A 15992-nucleotide genomic window follows, 5' to 3' on the forward strand; every position below is an offset into this window, starting at 1 on the left:
CGATCTGGTCCATGCTGGGTGCGCCCCGCTGCAGCAGGTGGCGCAAGGCGTGCCGCGTCCGCGAGGCAAGATCCGGTGCCGCGCTGCGCAGCCAGGCCCGCAGTTCGGCCGTGATCGCCTGGTGGCGCGCGCGGTCGGCGCCGGGAAGCCGCGTCTCGAGAGCAGCCGTGGACAGCACGAGGCAGACGCGCTGCGCGTTGAACTTCACCGGCGCGCCGAGGTACCGGGCATAGGCGCCTCTGTCGGGAGGCTGCCGCTGCGACAGGTGGATCTCCTCCGGCTTGACGTTGCCGCCGGTCAGCTGCTCCAGCATTCTCGTCCCAATCGCGGCGACGAGATCGTAGAGGACGCGGCTTCCCATGCAAGTTGCGCCATATCCGAATGCATGCTCCTCCCCGAGCCTGTGCAGATAGACCACGGCGCCGCTGGAATAGCCCGGCTGCCACGTCGTGAAATCGAGGAGCGCGCGGCCCAGCGTGGGTGCGCAGCGCATGAGTTCGCCGAGGGCGCCATGATGGGCGAGTTGGAAGCGCTGTCCGAGTACGAGCCCCAGATGCGGGCACCGCGTGAGTTCCGCCGCCCTTTCGAGCACTTGCAGGGCGGCGGCGAAGGGAAGTCTCGTCTCGGGGGACAGGGGCGGGCTTCCTATGCCGGCACCGGCGAACAGCTCTTTCGCGTCAAATCCCTGTTCAACCAGGAGTGGACCGAGTTCAACGAGAACGCCTGACCGCTGCATCGCGGCCGGACGCGTCTGCACGGCTTCCGTTTTGTCCTCCAAACCGAATCCCGCGGCGGTTGAGATCACTAGAATGAGGCTACACCAACTCCGTGGAGAGTTCCATGCGCACCACACGCCGCGATTTCACCTTCTACGGCGCGAGCCTTTTGGCCCTCGCCGCAACCGCTGCTCCCGCAGGAGCCTTCGACGGCCCGATCGCAGACCTGGTCCAGGGCACCGAGGACTTCCGCATCGCTTCCGACGCCTACATCTTCGGCTATCCCCTGGTCACCATGGAGATGACGCGGCGGGTGGTGACGAATGTGGCCAAGGCGGAGGGCAGCCGCGGCCCGATGGGCACCATCATCAAGCTTCGCGAATATCCCGATGCCGCCTTCCGTGACGTGACCGCCCCCAACGCCGACACGCTGTACACGACAGCCTTCTTCGACGTCGGCGACGAGCCCTGGGTGCTGGAGCAGCCCGACATGGGCGATCGCTATTTCCTGCTGCCGATGCTCAGCGGCTGGACGGATGTCTTCGCCGTGCCGGGCACGCGCACCACGGGCGGCGCCAGGAAGACTTTCCTCATCAGCGGTCCCGGCTGGTCGGGCGCGGTCCCCGAGGGGATGACGGAACTCAAGTCTCCCACCGCCATGGTGTGGCTCATCGGCCGCATCTATTGCACCGGCACGCCTGAGGACTACGCCGCCGTCCATGCGCTGCAGGATGCCTTCAGGCTGCAGCCGCTCTCGACCTGGGGCTCGGCCTATGCGCCGCCCGAAGGCAAGGCCGATCCGGCGATCGACATGAAGACACCGGTGCGCGACCAGGTGAATGCGCTCTCCGCCAGGGCCTATTTCGCGCTGCTGGCCGAACTCATGCAGCGCAACCCGCCCGCCGCGGCGGATCAGCCCGCACTCGAAAGCTTCGCCAGGGCCGGCCTCGTCCTCGACAAGACCTTCGATGCCAAGGTGCTGGAAGACCGGGCCGACGCGCGACTTCCCAAGGCTTCCTACGAGCGCATCATGCTGCACTTCGTCGATTCCGATGGCGACATGACCCGCGAGAACGGCTGGAGCTTCACGACAAGGGCCGGCACTTATGGCACGAACTATATCCAGCGCGCCCTCATCACCGCGATCGGGCTTGGCGCCAACCGCCCGCAGGATGCAATCTACCCCACCTCGCTGAAACCCAACATGCTCGAGAACTACAGCGGCGAGCACCGCTATGTGCTGCGCTTCCCGAAGGGAGGGATGCCGCCGGTCCGCGGCTTCTGGTCGCTCACCATGTATGACGAGAACATGTTCTTCGTCGAGAACCCGATCAACCGCTACTCGATGAGCGTCAGGACGAGTCCCGCCTATGAAGCAGACGGGTCGCTGGTGATCTACATTCAGAACGAAAGCCCGGGCGCGGACAAGGAGGCGAACTGGCTGCCCGCGCCGAAAGGCAAGTTCCACCTCATGTTGCGCCTCTACTGGCCGGACGAAAACCCGCCCTCGCTCATCGACGGATCCTGGAAAGTGCCGGCGGTCGAAAGGCAATGAAGGAGAAGCAACGCATGATCACCCGCAGAAGCCTCCTCGCGATGCTGGCATCGGGCACGGCGGCCCTGGCGCTCGCGGGCTGCCAGATCGACACCCGCACACCCATTCGCGTGTCGGAGATTCTCTCGGTCGCCCAATCGGGCACGCCGGTGCCCGTCAGCTCGGCCATCACCGCCCAGTTCGTCACGCCGGAATGGTGCAAGGTGGAAGGAACCCTGGCAATCGAAACCATCTCGTCACCCGAGCTGCCGTTGCAGCTCGACAGCTGTGCGAAGGGCGGGCCTGGCGCCATCGGCCAGTTCCAGCTCGGCACGAGCCTGGTCAGGACCGACGGCGGCCCGGACGACGCCACCATCCTCACCAACGTGCTGGGGACGGACAGGGCCCGCTTCGCCGTCTTCCCGCATGGCAAGCACAAGCACCTGCTCTCGGTGGGCCTGTTCATCAACGTCCCGCAGCTCGCGGCCGACAAGGCAAAGCTGGTGGCCATGCCGGTCTACAAGCGCGGCCTCTACAAGAAGGGCGAGGTGAATTACAGTTTCACCCTCGAGATCATCAACGATACGGACAAGCCGGCCCGATTCTACCTGTCGGACGTCAGTGCGGGGGGCGACCTCCCGGCGGACGAGGCGATCCTCACCATCCCGCCCGCGGGATCCGATACGGTGACGCTCGACGCCGCAACCCAGGCCAGACTCGCCGCCGATGGCTGGGTCAACTTCATGTCGATGATCACCAAGTGAACGGCGCCGACCCAAGCAAGCCAAGCAAAAACCCCGGTGTTTCCACCGGGGTTCTTTTTTTCAGCCTTGGGGCTGGTGGACTTCTTAGAAGTCCATCCCACCCATGCCGCCGCCCGGCATGGCGGGGGCGGGGGCCTTGTCCTTGGGCTTCTCGGCGATCATCGCCTCGGTGGTGATGAGCAGCGAGGAGACCGACGCGGCGTCCTGCAGCGCGATGCGCACCACCTTGGCCGGGTCGATGATGCCCTTCTCCACCATGTCGACATACTCTTCGTTCTGCGCGTCGAAGCCGTAGTTGCCCTCCTTCTCCAGCACCTTGCCGACGACGATCGAGCCTTCGACACCCGAGTTCTCGGAGATCTGGCGGATCGGCGACTCGAGCGCCTTCGACACGATGTTGATGCCGGCCTGGATGTCCGGGTTGGAGGACTTGAGCTTGGCCACGGCGCCCTTGGCGCGCAGCAGGGCAACGCCGCCGCCCGGAACGATGCCTTCTTCCACCGCCGCACGGGTGGCGTTCAGCGCGTCGTCAACGCGGTCCTTGCGCTCCTTCACTTCCACTTCCGTGGCGCCGCCGACCTTGATCACGGCCACGCCGCCGGCGAGCTTCGCCAGGCGCTCCTGCAGCTTCTCGCGGTCGTAGTCCGAGGTGGTCTCCTCGATCTGCGCCTTGATCTGCGCGCAACGGCCCTGGATGTCGTCCTTCTTGCCCGCACCGTCGACGATCGTGGTGTTCTCCTTCTCGATCTTCACGCGCTTGGCGCGGCCGAGCATGTCGAGCGTCACGTTCTCGAGCTTGATGCCGAGATCTTCCGAGATCACCTGGCCGCCCGTGAGGATCGCGATGTCCTCGAGCATGGCCTTGCGGCGGTCGCCGAAGCCCGGGGCCTTCACGGCCGCGACCTTCAGGCCGCCGCGCAGCTTGTTGACGACGAGGGTGGCGAGCGCCTCGCCCTCGATGTCCTCGGCGATGATGAGGAGCGGCTTCGAGGTCTGCACCACGGCCTCGAGGATCGGCAGCATCGGCTGCAGCGAGGAGAGCTTCTTCTCATGGAGCAGGATGTAGGGCTCGTCGAGCTCCGCCACCATCTTGTCGGCGTTGGTGATGAAGTAGGGCGAGAGATAGCCGCGGTCGAACTGCATGCCCTCGACGACGTCGAGTTCTGTCTCGGCGGTCTTGGCTTCCTCGACCGTGATCACGCCCTCGTTGCCGACCTTCTGCATCGCTTCGGCGATCATGTCGCCGATGGCCTTCTCGCCGTTGGCGGAAATCGTGCCGACCTGGGCCACTTCGGCGGAGCCCTTGATCTTCTTCGCACGCTTCTTGATGTCCTCGATGGCGGCGGCGACGGCCATGTCGATGCCGCGCTTCAGGTCCATCGGGTTCATGCCGGCGGCCACGTTCTTCGCACCCTCGCGGACGATCGCCTGGGTGAGCACGGTGGCGGTGGTGGTGCCGTCGCCGGCCAGGTCGTTGGTCTTGGAGGCGACCTCACGAACCATCTGGGCGCCCATGTTCTCGAACTTGTCCTCGAGCTCGATTTCCTTCGCCACCGTCACGCCGTCCTTGGTCGTGCGCGGCGCGCCGAAGCTCTTGTCGATGACGACGTTGCGGCCCTTGGGGCCGAGCGTCACCTTCACCGCATTGGCGAGGATGTCGACGCCGCGCAGCATACGCTCGCGGGCATCACCGGAAAAACGGACTTCCTTGGCAGCCATAGTGCTACTCCTGAATACTGGTTTGAAAGGTTAGTGCGTGGCAGCGGCCGGATCAGGCCGCCTTCTTGGAGGCGGACTTGCCCTCGAGAACGCCCATGATGTCGCTCTCTTTCATGATGAGGTACTCGACGCCGTCGATCTTCACCTCGGTGCCCGACCACTTGCCGAACAGCACGATGTCTCCGGCCTTCACGTCGAGCGGAACGAGCTTGCCGGTCTCGTCGCGGCCACCCGGGCCCACGGCGACGATCTCGCCCTGCATCGGCTTCTCCTGAGCGGTGTCAGGGATGATGATGCCACCCTTGGTCTTGGTGTCCTCTTCGACGCGCTTTACGACGACGCGGTCGTGCAACGGACGGAACTGCATGGTTTAACTCCTCGTAATGTCGTCATTTTTTGAGGTTTTCCCCTGGCCGTCTCCATTCGGAGGGCAGGCCTGTTAGCACTCGAAGGAACCGAGTGCTAGCAGCTAGCGGAGGAGATAGGACGGAGCGCGCGCTCAGTCAAGAGGGCGAAACTGCGGCGGGGGTCGAATTTTGAACGGATCCCCTTTGCCCTCAGGCCACCGGGTTGAGGCGCTCGGTCGGGTCCTCGTCGAGGAGCGCGTCGATTGAGGCCAGCGCCTGGCGCAATTCCTCCCGCGTGACCGGGCCTCCGAAGCAGATCCGCACGCCCTGGTCGTCCGAGCGCCGGTCGATGGCGAATGCCGTGCCGGGCGTCACATGGATGCCGCGCCCGTCGAGGGCGCGGGCGAAATCGCCCGGTGTCCAGGATTCGGGAAGCTTCAGCCACAGGAAGGGGGCGTAGGGCGCGCAATGGACCTCCCGGCCGCGGAGCGCCTCGAGGGCAAGCGCGCGTCGCGCCTGGTTCTCGGCAATGATGGCGGAAAGCACCCGGTCCGCCGTGTCGCCCTCGATCCAGTGGCGGGCAACCTCTGCCGCAAGCCCCACGGCGCGGCCGCTCGCCACGGTCTGGTGGCGGATCAGCTGCCGCGCGCGGCCGGGCGGAGTTGCCACGAAGCCCACCCGAAGCCCCGGCGAGAGCGATTTCGAGATCGACGTGATGTGCCAGGTGCGGTCGGGCGCCAGGCTGAACAGGGTGGGGGGCTGGGTGCGCGGGTCGAGCAGCCGGAAGATGTCGTCCTCAATCAGGGTGAGGCCGTAGCGCCGGGCGATGTCGATCACCGCCGCGCGCCGGTCGTGGTTCAGCGAGGAGGTGGTCGGGTTCTGCAGCGTCGGAACGATGTAGAGGAGGCGGGCCTCCCCCGCGCGCGCCGCACGCTCGAGCGCCTCGGGCACGAGCCCGCCCAGGTCCATTTCGAGCGGGACCAGCGTGACGCCGAGATGCCGCGCGATGGGCTTGATCGTGGGATAGTTGAGGCCTTCGACGAACATCCTGTCGCCTGGCCCGGCAATGGCCGAGAGGCAGGCGATCAGCGCCGCGTGGGCGCCCGCCGTCACCACCACGTCTTCCTCCTTCACGTGGATGCCGCAGCGGGCGAGCCAGGTGACGCCCATCGCCCGGTGCAGGGGATGGCCCTCGGCCGGCGTGTAGTCGAGGAGGTCGAGCCGCGAGGGCGAGGCCATGATCTGGCGAAGCGCCGTGTCGAGGTCCTGGAGGGCATGGATGCGCGGCGGCGAGGCCTGGGAAAGATCGATGATGCCGCTCTTCGAGGGGGAGGGGATCTCGTAGGCCCTGGCCTGGGCGCCCGGCGCCTTGACGAAGCTGCCGCGGCCCACCTCGCCGGCGACCAGCCCCATCTTCTCGGCCTCGGCATAGGCCCGCGTCACCGTGCCGGTGGTGACGCCCAGCCTGTAGGCCAGGTCTCGCTGCGGCGGCAGCCGGTCGCCCGGCTTCAGGGCGCCGCTGAGCGCATCGTGCCGGATGGCATCGGCGATCTCGAGGTAGAGGGGGCGTTCGCGGCGGAGCTGGGGCAGCCAAATTGTCATCAGGACAATGTTTCACTTGTGGGCTATTGTATGGATACAGTAGGATATTCGAACGATACAATCAAGCGTATTCTTCGAAACAATCGCTACAATCGGTGAGCAACATGCGCGACTTCATCCTGCATCAGGCCTTGGCCCGCGACAGTACCTTCGCCTTTCCGAAGCTGCGCCGCATGATCCGCAGCTGGTTCGCCAGGCGCCACCTGAGGACGGTGGAGCAGCTCGACGACTATATGCTGACCGACATCGGCCTCACCCGCGACGATCTCCGCCGGCTGCGCGGGCTGCCCCTGGATGTCGACATGGCCGAGGAGATGACGCGGCTGCGCGAGGCGCGTGCCGCGAAGGGCGTCAGGCGGCGCTGACCCTGCGATCAGAACAACGGCGCCACCGCCCGATAGAGGGCGCGGAACCGCTCGAGCCTCTCCTGATAGGCCTCGGCAAGCCGAAGGTCGGGGGCGATCTCCGCCGCGGCCTCCGGCTTGCGGCAGACGGAAGCCGCCTCCTCGCCCGTCGCCGCGAGTCGGGCCAGCCGCGCGGCGCCGAAGGCGGGGCCGGTCTCCGCATCCTCGGGGATGAGCACCGTCTTGCCGAGCGCGCTCGCCAGGATTTTCATCCAGAACCGGCTTCTTGCACCCCCGCCATGAACCAGGATGCGATCGGGCAGCGCCCCGGTCGCCGCGAGGCAGGCCTGCGCGTCGGCAAGCGCCAGGGCCACCCCTTCGAGCGCCGCCTGCGTCACCTGCTCCGGGCCAGCCGTGGCCGTAAGGCCGAACAGCACGCCCTTGGCATGGGGGTTGGCGTGCGGTGTCCGCTCGCCCGCGAGATAGGGCAGGAACAGGAGCGGCGAAGGCCCGTCGAAGGCCCTCTCCGCTGAGGCCACCAGCGCGCCGATGTCGCTTCGGCCCAGGAGATCCGCCGCCCAGGCGAGCACGCCCGCCCCGTTGAGCATCGCCGCCATCTGGAACCAGCGCCCGGGAAGCGCATGGGCGAAACTGTGGATGACGTGCGAAGGCGCCGGGCGGTGGCTCTGCCGCGCCACGACATATTGCGTGGCCGTGCCGAGTGAGATGAAGGCGTCCCCCTCGCTGACGGCACCGGCGGCGACCGCGCCCGCGGCCGCATCGCCGGCGCCGGCGGCGACAGGCGTTCCCGGCGGAAGCTGCCAGGCCGCGGCGACCTCGCCCCTCAGAAGCCCGGAAAGGGCCGGGCCCTCGAGCACCGGCGGCAGCAGGGCGGTGTCGATGCCGCAGGCCTCCGCGATCTCGGGCGACCAGGCCCGCCGCCCGACGTCCAGCAGCAGCGCCCCCGAGGCATCGCTCATGTCTGTGGCGAAGCTGCCCGTCATCCGGAAGCGCAGGTAATCCTTGGGCAGCAGGAGGCATTGCGCCCGCGCCAGCAGCTCCGGCTCATGGGCCTTGAGCCAGAGCAGCTTCGGTGCCACGAAGCCCGGCAGTGCCGGGACGCCGCCGATCGACCCGATAGCCGGCAGCCTGCGGTTCAGCTCATGGGCCTGTTCGAAGGATCGCCCGTCGTCGTGGAGGATCGCGGGGCGGAGCGGCAGGCCGTTGTCGCCCAGCAGCACCAGCCCGTGCATCTGCCCCGCGAGCCCGATCGCCCGCACGCCGGACCATTCCGCTCCCGCCACCGCGCGCAGATCCCGCACCGCCTGCTCGGCGGCGAGCCACCACGCCTCCGGGTCCTGCTCCGACCAGAGCGGAAGGGGCCGCGAGACGGAAAGCGGCGCGGAAGACGCCGCGACAATGCGCTGCGTCTCGTCCACCAGCACGGCCTTGACGGCGGAGGTGCCGATGTCGATCCCGAGAAACATTGCGGGTTCAGCCCTTCTGGGCCACGACCATGTAGTTCACGTCCCTGTCGCGGCTTACCCGCCACTGGCGCGAGAAGGGAGCGTAGGTGACGCCATGCGCCTCCTTCACGCTGAGCCCGTTCTCGCCGAGCCAGCCCTCGAGCTCGGTGGGCGTGATGAACTTCTCCCACTGGTGGGTTCCCTTCGGAAGCCACCCCAGCACGTATTCCGCCCCGATGATGGCGAGCCCGAAGGACTTGAGCGTGCGGTTGATGGTGGCGACGAACATCAGCCCGCCGGGCTTCAGCATGGCCGCGCAGGTGGCGGTGAAGGCCTTCGGGTCCGCCACGTGCTCGATCACCTCCATGTTGAGGATCACGTCGAAGTCCTCCCCGGCGGCGGCGAGGTCTTCCGCCGTCCCCACCCGGTAGTCGATGGCAAGCCCCATCTCGTCGCGGTGCACGGACGCCGTCTTGATGTTCTTCTCGGAAGGGTCGACCCCGGTGACGGCGGCGCCGAGCCGCGACATGGGTTCGCTGAGAAGGCCGCCGCCGCAGCCGATGTCGAGGAAGCGCAGGCCTGCGAAGGGCCGCCGCTCGAGCGGGTCCCGCCCCAGCCTCGCCGTCACCTGTTCCTTGATGAACTGCAGCCTGACCGGGTTGAAGACGTGCAGCACCCCGAACTTGCCTTTGGGGTTCCACCACTCCGCGGCCATTTTCGAGAATTTCTCGACTTCCGAAGGGTCGAGCGAGGGGGCAAAGGCAGTCATCTGTCGATCCAAATTTCTGATGTGGCCATTATTGCATAAGCCATGCCTGTCATCTATGAGTACGCCGCGCCGCACCCGGGGGTTCAACCGTCCATCAGACTTGGCCATCGCCGGCCCCGTTCGGGGTTCCGGGCGGCAGGGGATATGAAAGGTTTGGCCGATGGGCCGTTTGGTGATGAAGTTCGGGGGGACTTCGGTTGCGGACATCGACCGCATCCGCAACGTCGCCCGTCACGTGGAGCGCGAGGTGAAGGCCGGCCACCACGTGGCCGTCGTCGTGTCGGCCATGGCCGGAACGACCGACCGGCTGGTGGGCTGGTGCCGCGAGGCCGCCGCCGTCCACGACGCCCGCGAATATGATGCCGTCGTCGCCTCGGGCGAGCAGGTGACGGCGGGGCTGCTCGCCATCGTGCTCCAGGATCTCGGCATTCCCGCCCGCTCATGGCAGGGCTGGCAAATCCCGTTGAAGACCGACGGCGTCCATGGTGCCGCCCGCATCGCCGGCATCGACGGGGAGGAACTCAGGAAGCGCCTCGAGCAGGGCCAGGTGGCGGTGATCGCCGGCTTCCAGGGGATCGGCCCCGACCGGCGCATCACCACGCTGGGCCGCGGCGGCTCTGATACCTCGGCGGTGGCCGTGGCGGCCGCGCTCGATGCCGCCTGCGACATCTACACCGACGTCGACGGCGTCTACACGGCGGACCCGCGCATCGTCACCGGGGCGAAGAAGCTCGACCGCATCTCCTATGAGGAAATGCTGGAACAGGCCTCTCTCGGCGCCAAGGTGCTGCAGACCCGCTCGGTCGAGCTCGCCATGGTGTATAAGGTGCCATTGCAGGTGCGCTCGAGCTTCGAGCCGCCGGATTCGCCGTATCAGAACAAGCCCGACGGCACGGGCCCCGGAACACTCGTATGCGATGAGGAACGTATCGTGGAACAGCATGTGGTGAGCGGTGTCGCCTATTCGCGCGACGAGGCCAAGGTTGCGATCCGCCGGGTGAAGGACCAGCCCGGCGTGTCCGCGGCGATCTTCGGCCCCCTGGCCGAGGCCGACATCTCGGTCGACATGATCGTGCAGAACATTTCCGCCGACGGCGCCTTCGCCGACATCACCTTCACCGTGGCCCGCAAGGATCTCCGCAAGGCGCTCGACGTGCTGAACGGCGTCAAGGCCAAGGTCGGCTTCGACGATCTCGTTCATTCGGCCGACGTCGCCAAGGTGTCGATCGTCGGCATCGGCATGAGGAGCCACGCCGGCGTGGCCGCCAAGATGTTCCGCTCGCTCGCCGAGAAGGGCATCAACATCCAGGCCATCACCACTTCCGAGATCAAGGTCTCGGTGCTGATCGACGAGGCCTATACCGAACTCGCCGTGCGTGCGCTCCACACCGCCTACGGGCTCGACGCGAAGGTCGCCTGACGCCCATGCCCGCCATCCGCCACCCCACCGCGACGCCGGCCGCACGGGTCAAACCGGCCCGCGTCTCCGCCGGCGGGGACACCGGCTGATGGCAACCTCCGCCCTCGGCCCGCGTGTCCTGCTCCGGCGGCTCCGCGAGGTCATGGCGGAGCCGGTCACAGCGCAGAAGCGCCTGGACAAGATCGTCCAGATCATCGCCGCCAACATGGTGGCGGAGGTCTGCTCGATCTACGTCATGCGCCCGGGCGACGTGCTCGAGCTCTATGCCACCGAGGGCCTGAAGCGCGAGGCCGTGCACAAATCCAAGCTCAAGGCGGGCGAAGGCCTCGTCGGCACCATCGCCCAGCAGGCGATCGGGCTGAACCTGTCGGACGCCCGCCAGCATCCGCAGTTCAAGTACCTGCCTGAGACGGGCGAGGAGATCTACAATTCCTTTCTCGGCGTGCCCGTCATGCGCGGCGGCACCGTCATCGGCGTGCTCGTGGTGCAGAACCGCACGCGCCGCCACTACACCGAGGAAGAGGAGGAGGCGCTCCAGACCACGGCCATGGTGCTGGCCGAGGTCATCGCCGCGGGCGAGCTGCGCGAGGTGGCGAGCGAGGTGGCGGCCGACGTCGCCCATGTGCGCAGCCACCATCTGCGCGGCGATCCGCTGGCCGAAGGCGTGGCGCTCGGCCACGTCGTGCTGCACGAGCCGCGCGTCGTCATCCAGAACCTCATCGCCGAGAACATTCCCAAGGAAAGGCAGCGCCTCGAGGATGCGGTGGCCCAGCTCCGCGCCCATGTCGACCAGCTGCTCGACGGTTCCGATGCCCAGCGCGGCGCCACCGAATATTCCGACGTGCTCGAGACGATTCGCATGTTCGCCCATGACAAGGGCTGGATGAACCGGCTGCGCGAGGCGATCGACACCGGCCTCACGGCGGAAGCCGCGGTCGAGCGCGTGCAGAACGACAACCGCGCGCGCATGGCGCGGACGCCGGACCCCTATCTGCGCGAACGCATGCACGACCTCGACGACCTGTCGAACCGGCTGCTCCGCATCCTGACCGGCGCCATCGCCACGGCCTCCCGCACCGACCTGCCGAAGAACGCCATCGTCGTGGCGCGCAACATGGGCCCGGCGGAACTTCTCGACTATGACCGCTCGCGCCTCAGGGGCGTCATCCTCGAGGAGGGCGGCCGCACCAGCCACGTGGCGATCGTGGCCCGCGCCCTCGGCATTCCGGCGATCGGCCAGGCCGAGGGCCTGATCGACCTCGTCGATACCGGAAGCCCGATCATCGTCGACGGCGCAACGGGCGAGATCTTCGTCCGTCCCTCCCCGGATCTTCAGCGCGCCTATGCCGAGAAGGTTCGCTTCTATGCGAGGAAGCAGGCGCAGTACGCCGCCCTTCGCGACGAGCCCGCCATCTGCAGGTCGGGCGAGCGGATCGAGCTCAACATCAATGCCGGCCTCATCGTCGACATGCCGCACCTGATGGAGTCGGGTGCCGAGGGTGTCGGCCTCTACCGCACCGAGCTGCAGTTCATGATGGCGAGCCGCTTCCCGCGGCTGTCGAGCCAGGTGCGGCACTACCAGTCGATCATCGAGCAGGCTCAGGGCAAGCCCGTGACCTTCCGCACCCTCGACATCGGCGCAGACAAGGTGCTGCCCTATCTCCGCCAGCCGAAGGAGGAGAACCCCGCGCTCGGCTGGCGCTCGATCCGCATGGCGCTCGACAGGCCGGCCCTGTTGAGGCTGCAGCTCCGCGCCCTGATGCTGGCGGCCGAGGGCCAGCCGCTCAAGATCATGTTCCCGATGATCGCCGACGTCGAGGAATATCGCCGGGCCCTCGAGGTGGTGGATCTCGAGAAGGAGCATCTCGTGAAGCGCGGCCACCGCCTGCCCGAGCCCCTGAAGCTCGGCGCGATGATCGAGATTCCCTCGTTGCTGTGGCAGCTCGATCATCTGCTGCCGCTCGTCGACTTCGCCTCGATCGGCTCGAACGATCTCGTGCAGTTCCTCTTCGCCTCCGACCGCGGCAACCCGAAGCTCCAGGGCCGGTACGACCCGCTGAGCCCCGCCGCCCTCGGCGCCATGCGGCTGATCGTCGAGAAGGCCGAGCGCCACGGCAAGCCGGTCACGCTCTGCGGCGAACTCGGCGGGCGGACGCTCGAAGCGATGGGTCTCGTCGGCGTCGGCCTCACCTCGATCTCCATGGTGCCTTCCGCCGTGGGACCGGTGAAGGCCATGGTCCGCTCGCTCGACCGTCAGAAGCTGTGGAAGTTCATGGAGCCGCTGCTGTCGAGCCCGCTCCACACCTTGAGGCCCGAACTCCTCGAATTCGCCCAGCGGAACGGCGTCGTGCTCTGATGCGCCGGAGGCCGTTAGCCTCCCGTTCACCATTCTCCGTCATTGTCGTGGGAAAAGCTCCGCTTGTGGGGAGCCCCCAACCCGTCCCGTACCGAGAGTGGCATGATGCGTGAACAGAGCGTTGACCGGGCCCAAGAGGCCGAAGCCGAGGCCGACCAGGGGCAGCACCTCCGGGAGAGGCCCGATGGCGGCGTCGATCCCGCGGGCGAAGCGGGCTGGTTCCTCGCGCGCGAACGCATCGAACGCGGCCTGACCCTCGAGGAGGCCGGCGAGGCCACCGGCATCCATCCTTACCATCTTGAGGCGATCGAGTTCGGTGACATGACGCACATGCCCGGGCGCATGGACGCGCTCGAGATGATCGGCGTCTATGCCGAGTTCCTGGGTTTCGATCCGGAGCCGCTGCTCCTCCATTACATGGAATTCCTGCCGGCAGAGGAACCGGCGCCCGAGCCGCGCCATCCGGCCAATCCCGCGCCGCTCTCGAGCGCCAAGATCCTGTTCTTCGGGAAGCTGCCGAAGCTGCCGCGGTTCCGGCTTTCCCGCGTGCCGGGCGGGGCCGGGGGGCTCGTCGCTTCGCTTGCCGGTGCAATGCTGCTCTTCGCCGGCGTGAGCTACATGCTGATGCCGGGTGGCGGCGAACCGGGCCAGGGCGAGATCTCGGTGATCGACGAGCCTGCTCCCGAGGCCGATCCGATGCCCACCGCCTCCACCGGGCCCGAAATGGCCGAGGTCACGCTGGGCGAGGAGCCGATGCCCGAGGACGAAACGCTGGCCAATGCCGAACTCCAGTCCGGCGATGACGATCTCGCCGGAACAGGGCTCGACGGCATTTCCTCCCTGATTCAGGAAAACGTTCCCGGTGCGGAGGAGGCCGCCAAGACGCTGCAGGGCATGGCGGCCGCGGAGGACGTCTCGCAATCCGCCCAGGGTCGCGAATTCGGTTCCGACAATGGCGAGAGCCGCCTCACGCTCAAGGCCCGCGCGCCGGTCTGGGTGCGGATCGAGGACAGCCGCGGCAACGTCGTGATGACCCAGATGCTGATGAAGGGCGACACCTACCGCGTTCCCAACCGCGAGGGCCTCGTCGTCATCGCGCGCGACGGCGGGCTTCTCAGCTACCTGATCGACGGCAAGGAGAAGGGCATCCTCGGCACGCCGGGCGAGATCCTCGTCGGCCGGTCGCTCGACTTGAAGTCCTTCGAAGGCTGACGAAGCCTCCGCCTTGCGCGCCGTCGTCCAGCGGGTTTCGGAAGCCTCCGTCACGGTTGGGGGCCTCGTCACCGGCAGGATCGGCCGAGGCTTTCTCGTGCTCGTCTGCGCCATGGCCGGGGATACCGGGAAGGAGGCGGAACGCCTCGCCCGCAAGGTGGCGGGCCTGCGCATCTTCCGGGACGGGGAAGGCAAGATGAATCTCTCACTGCCGCAGGTGGGGGGAGCGGTGCTGGCGGTGAGCCAGTTCACGCTGGCCGCGCAGGGGATGGAAAGCGGCAACCGGCCGGGCTTCTCGAGGGCCGCCCCGCCGGGGGAAGGACAAAGGCTCTACCATCATTTCTGCACCGCGCTCCGCGCCGAGGGGCTCGTGGTCGAGACCGGCACCTTCGGCGCAGAGATGCAGGTGGCCCTCGTCAACGATGGGCCCGTCACCATCCTCTTCGACACGGACCAGCGCGGCTGAAAGGCTTCCAACGTGCCGGGGCTTCGGCTAGAAGGCCCGCCCATGTCCGCCATCCCGCCCGAAAAGCTCGACCGCATCATCCAGCGCTTCGCCACAGTCGAACACGACATGTCCTCGGGCGGGGCGACGGGCGATCACTTCGTGAAGCTCTCCAAGGAATATGCCGAGCTCGAGCCCACCGCGCGCAAGGCCCAGGAGTTGCGCAAGGCCTATGACGAGCGGCGCGACCTCAAGGACATGGTGAAGGCCGGAGGCGAACTCGCCGAGATGGCCGAGGCCGAACGCCCGCTGCTGGAGGAGCGGATCGGAAAGCTCGAGCACGAGGTGCGCATTCTTCTTCTTCCCAAGGATGCCGCCGACGACCGGAACGTCATCCTCGAGCTGCGCGCCGGCACGGGGGGCGACGAGGCGGCGATCTTCGCCGGCGATCTCTTCCGCATGTACCAGCGCTACGCCGCCTACAAGGGCTGGCGCGTCGAGGTGATTTCGGCCAGCGAGGGCGAGCATGGCGGCTTCAAGGAAGTGATCGCCAACATCTATGGCGCGGGGGCCTTCGCGCATCTGAAGTTCGAATCGGGCGTTCACCGCGTGCAGCGCGTGCCGGCAACCGAGACGCAGGGCCGCATCCACACCTCCGCCGCCACCGTTGCGGTGCTGCCCGAGGCCGAGGAGGTGGACATCAAGATCGAGGACAAGGACCTCCGGATCGACGTCTTCCGCTCCTCGGGGCCTGGCGGCCAGTCGGTGAACACCACCGATTCGGCGGTGCGCATCACCCACATCCCGACCGGCATCGCGGTGGCCCAGCAAACCGAGAAATCGCAGCTCAAGAACAAGAACGCCGCGATGAAGCTGCTGCGCGCCAGGCTCTACGAGATCGAGCGGCAGCGCCTCGATACCGAGCGCTCGGCCACCCGCAAGGACCAGGTGGGCTCCGGCGACCGCTCCGAGCGCATCCGCACCTATAACTTCCCGCAAGGCCGCTGCACCGACCACCGCATCAACCTCACCCTCTACAAGCTCGACCAGATCATGGAAGGCCCCGCGCTGGAGGAGATGGTCCAGGCGCTGATGACGCACCACCAGGCCGAACTCCTCGCCGCAGCCGACGATGCCGCCTGATGAGGCGAAGCCGCTCTTCTCCTGGGCTTGCCTGCGCCTGCGGGAGGCGGGCTGCCAAACGCCTGAGCTCGACGCCAGGCTTCTGCTTGAGGCTGCGGCGGGGCTGAGCCGCGAAGCGCTGATCCTCGATCCGGGCAGCCGCCTGGCGCAGGAGG

At 67.3% G+C, this 15992-nt stretch carries 14 protein-coding genes and 1 pseudogene; 9 read left to right on the plus strand and 6 right to left on the minus strand.

Going from position 1 to position 15992, the window contains the following annotated elements:
- Positions 1–757, minus strand: a 757-nt coding sequence (locus tag ACK4HL_RS19660) for an AraC family transcriptional regulator ligand-binding domain-containing protein (RefSeq protein ID WP_409764282.1), incomplete at its 3' end; no start/stop codon positions are given.
- 83 nt (positions 758–840) lie between these two features.
- Here ACK4HL_RS19660 and ACK4HL_RS19665 point away from each other — a divergent pair.
- Together ACK4HL_RS19665 and ACK4HL_RS19670 are read left to right on the plus strand one after the other, a co-directional pair.
- Positions 841–2271 (plus strand): DUF1254 domain-containing protein, encoded by a 1431-nt coding sequence (locus tag ACK4HL_RS19665; protein WP_409764285.1) that lies wholly within the window; start codon positions 841–843, stop codon positions 2269–2271.
- Between the two features lie 14 nt (positions 2272–2285).
- Positions 2286–3014: a hypothetical protein gene (locus ACK4HL_RS19670; protein ID WP_409764288.1), complete on the plus strand. Its 729-nt coding sequence runs from the start codon at positions 2286–2288 to the stop codon at positions 3012–3014.
- Positions 3015–3098: 84 nt separating this feature from the next.
- Here the strand turns inward: ACK4HL_RS19670 and groL are convergent, their stop codons facing one another.
- The 3 genes from groL to ACK4HL_RS19685 form a co-directional block, all read right to left on the minus strand.
- Entirely contained in the window at positions 3099–4733 is a 1635-nt protein-coding gene (gene groL / locus ACK4HL_RS19675; RefSeq protein WP_409764291.1) for a chaperonin GroEL, read from the minus strand.
- A gap of 52 nt (positions 4734–4785) precedes the next feature.
- Positions 4786–5100: a co-chaperone GroES gene (gene groES / locus ACK4HL_RS19680; protein ID WP_409764294.1), complete on the minus strand. Its 315-nt coding sequence runs from the start codon at positions 5098–5100 to the stop codon at positions 4786–4788.
- Between the two features lie 190 nt (positions 5101–5290).
- Positions 5291–6682: a PLP-dependent aminotransferase family protein gene (locus tag ACK4HL_RS19685; protein ID WP_409764297.1), complete on the minus strand. Its 1392-nt coding sequence runs from the start codon at positions 6680–6682 to the stop codon at positions 5291–5293.
- A 104-nt stretch (positions 6683–6786) separates the two neighbouring features.
- Between ACK4HL_RS19685 and ACK4HL_RS19690 the strand changes: the two genes are divergently transcribed.
- Positions 6787–7047: a DUF1127 domain-containing protein gene (locus tag ACK4HL_RS19690; RefSeq protein ID WP_409764300.1), complete on the plus strand. Its 261-nt coding sequence runs from the start codon at positions 6787–6789 to the stop codon at positions 7045–7047.
- An 8-nt stretch (positions 7048–7055) separates the two neighbouring features.
- Here ACK4HL_RS19690 and xylB read toward each other — a convergent pair whose 3' ends face one another.
- Both xylB and ubiG read right to left on the minus strand, forming a co-directional pair.
- Positions 7056–8513: a xylulokinase gene (gene xylB, locus ACK4HL_RS19695; protein WP_409764303.1), complete on the minus strand. Its 1458-nt coding sequence runs from the start codon at positions 8511–8513 to the stop codon at positions 7056–7058.
- Positions 8514–8520: 7 nt separating this feature from the next.
- Positions 8521–9261 carry a bifunctional 2-polyprenyl-6-hydroxyphenol methylase/3-demethylubiquinol 3-O-methyltransferase UbiG gene (gene ubiG / locus ACK4HL_RS19700; protein ID WP_409764306.1) on the minus strand — a complete coding sequence of 247 codons (741 nt, stop codon included), beginning with the start codon at positions 9259–9261 and terminating at the stop codon, positions 8521–8523.
- Positions 9262–9421: 160 nt separating this feature from the next.
- On the opposite strand from ubiG, the gene ACK4HL_RS19705 reads away from it, so the two are divergent.
- The 6 genes and pseudogenes from ACK4HL_RS19705 to ACK4HL_RS19730 form a co-directional block, all read left to right on the plus strand.
- Positions 9422–10681, plus strand: a complete 1260-nt coding sequence (locus tag ACK4HL_RS19705) for an aspartate kinase (RefSeq protein WP_409764309.1) — start codon at positions 9422–9424, stop codon at positions 10679–10681.
- A gap of 88 nt (positions 10682–10769) precedes the next feature.
- Positions 10770–13037 (plus strand): phosphoenolpyruvate--protein phosphotransferase, encoded by a 2268-nt coding sequence (gene ptsP, locus ACK4HL_RS19710; protein WP_409764312.1) that lies wholly within the window; start codon positions 10770–10772, stop codon positions 13035–13037.
- 102 nt (positions 13038–13139) lie between these two features.
- Positions 13140–14249: a helix-turn-helix domain-containing protein gene (locus tag ACK4HL_RS19715; RefSeq protein ID WP_409764317.1), complete on the plus strand. Its 1110-nt coding sequence runs from the start codon at positions 13140–13142 to the stop codon at positions 14247–14249.
- 13 nt (positions 14250–14262) lie between these two features.
- Positions 14263–14715 (plus strand): D-aminoacyl-tRNA deacylase, encoded by a 453-nt coding sequence (gene dtd, locus ACK4HL_RS19720; RefSeq protein ID WP_409764321.1) that lies wholly within the window; start codon positions 14263–14265, stop codon positions 14713–14715.
- Positions 14716–14757: 42 nt separating this feature from the next.
- Positions 14758–15837, plus strand: coding sequence for a peptide chain release factor 1 (gene prfA / locus ACK4HL_RS19725; RefSeq protein WP_409764324.1), 1080 nt, complete (start codon positions 14758–14760; stop codon positions 15835–15837).
- Positions 15827–15992 (plus strand): annotated as a pseudogene (locus ACK4HL_RS19730) (protein-(glutamine-N5) methyltransferase, release factor-specific); the annotation flags it as partial. The gene prfA and the pseudogene ACK4HL_RS19730, both read left to right, overlap by 11 nt.

Source organism: Aestuariivirga sp. (genome assembly GCF_046294715.1).
GTDB lineage: Bacteria > Pseudomonadota > Alphaproteobacteria > Rhizobiales > Aestuariivirgaceae > Aestuariivirga.

Coding starts and splice junctions, on each gene's coding strand:
- ACK4HL_RS19705 (WP_409764309.1), top strand. CDS start 9,422: ATGGGCCGTTTGGTGATGAAGTTCGGGGGGACTTCGGTTGCGGACATC.
- ACK4HL_RS19715 (WP_409764317.1), top strand. CDS start 13,140: ATGATGCGTGAACAGAGCGTTGACCGGGCCCAAGAGGCCGAAGCCGAG.
- prfA (WP_409764324.1), top strand. CDS start 14,758: ATGTCCGCCATCCCGCCCGAAAAGCTCGACCGCATCATCCAGCGCTTC.
- groL (WP_409764291.1), bottom strand. CDS start 4,733: ATGGCTGCCAAGGAAGTCCGTTTTTCCGGTGATGCCCGCGAGCGTATG.
- ACK4HL_RS19685 (WP_409764297.1), bottom strand. CDS start 6,682: ATGACAATTTGGCTGCCCCAGCTCCGCCGCGAACGCCCCCTCTACCTC.
- ptsP (WP_409764312.1), top strand. CDS start 10,770: ATGGCAACCTCCGCCCTCGGCCCGCGTGTCCTGCTCCGGCGGCTCCGC.
- ACK4HL_RS19690 (WP_409764300.1), top strand. CDS start 6,787: ATGCGCGACTTCATCCTGCATCAGGCCTTGGCCCGCGACAGTACCTTC.
- xylB (WP_409764303.1), bottom strand. CDS start 8,513: ATGTTTCTCGGGATCGACATCGGCACCTCCGCCGTCAAGGCCGTGCTG.
- ubiG (WP_409764306.1), bottom strand. CDS start 9,261: ATGACTGCCTTTGCCCCCTCGCTCGACCCTTCGGAAGTCGAGAAATTC.
- ACK4HL_RS19665 (WP_409764285.1), top strand. CDS start 841: ATGCGCACCACACGCCGCGATTTCACCTTCTACGGCGCGAGCCTTTTG.
- ACK4HL_RS19670 (WP_409764288.1), top strand. CDS start 2,286: ATGATCACCCGCAGAAGCCTCCTCGCGATGCTGGCATCGGGCACGGCG.
- groES (WP_409764294.1), bottom strand. CDS start 5,100: ATGCAGTTCCGTCCGTTGCACGACCGCGTCGTCGTAAAGCGCGTCGAA.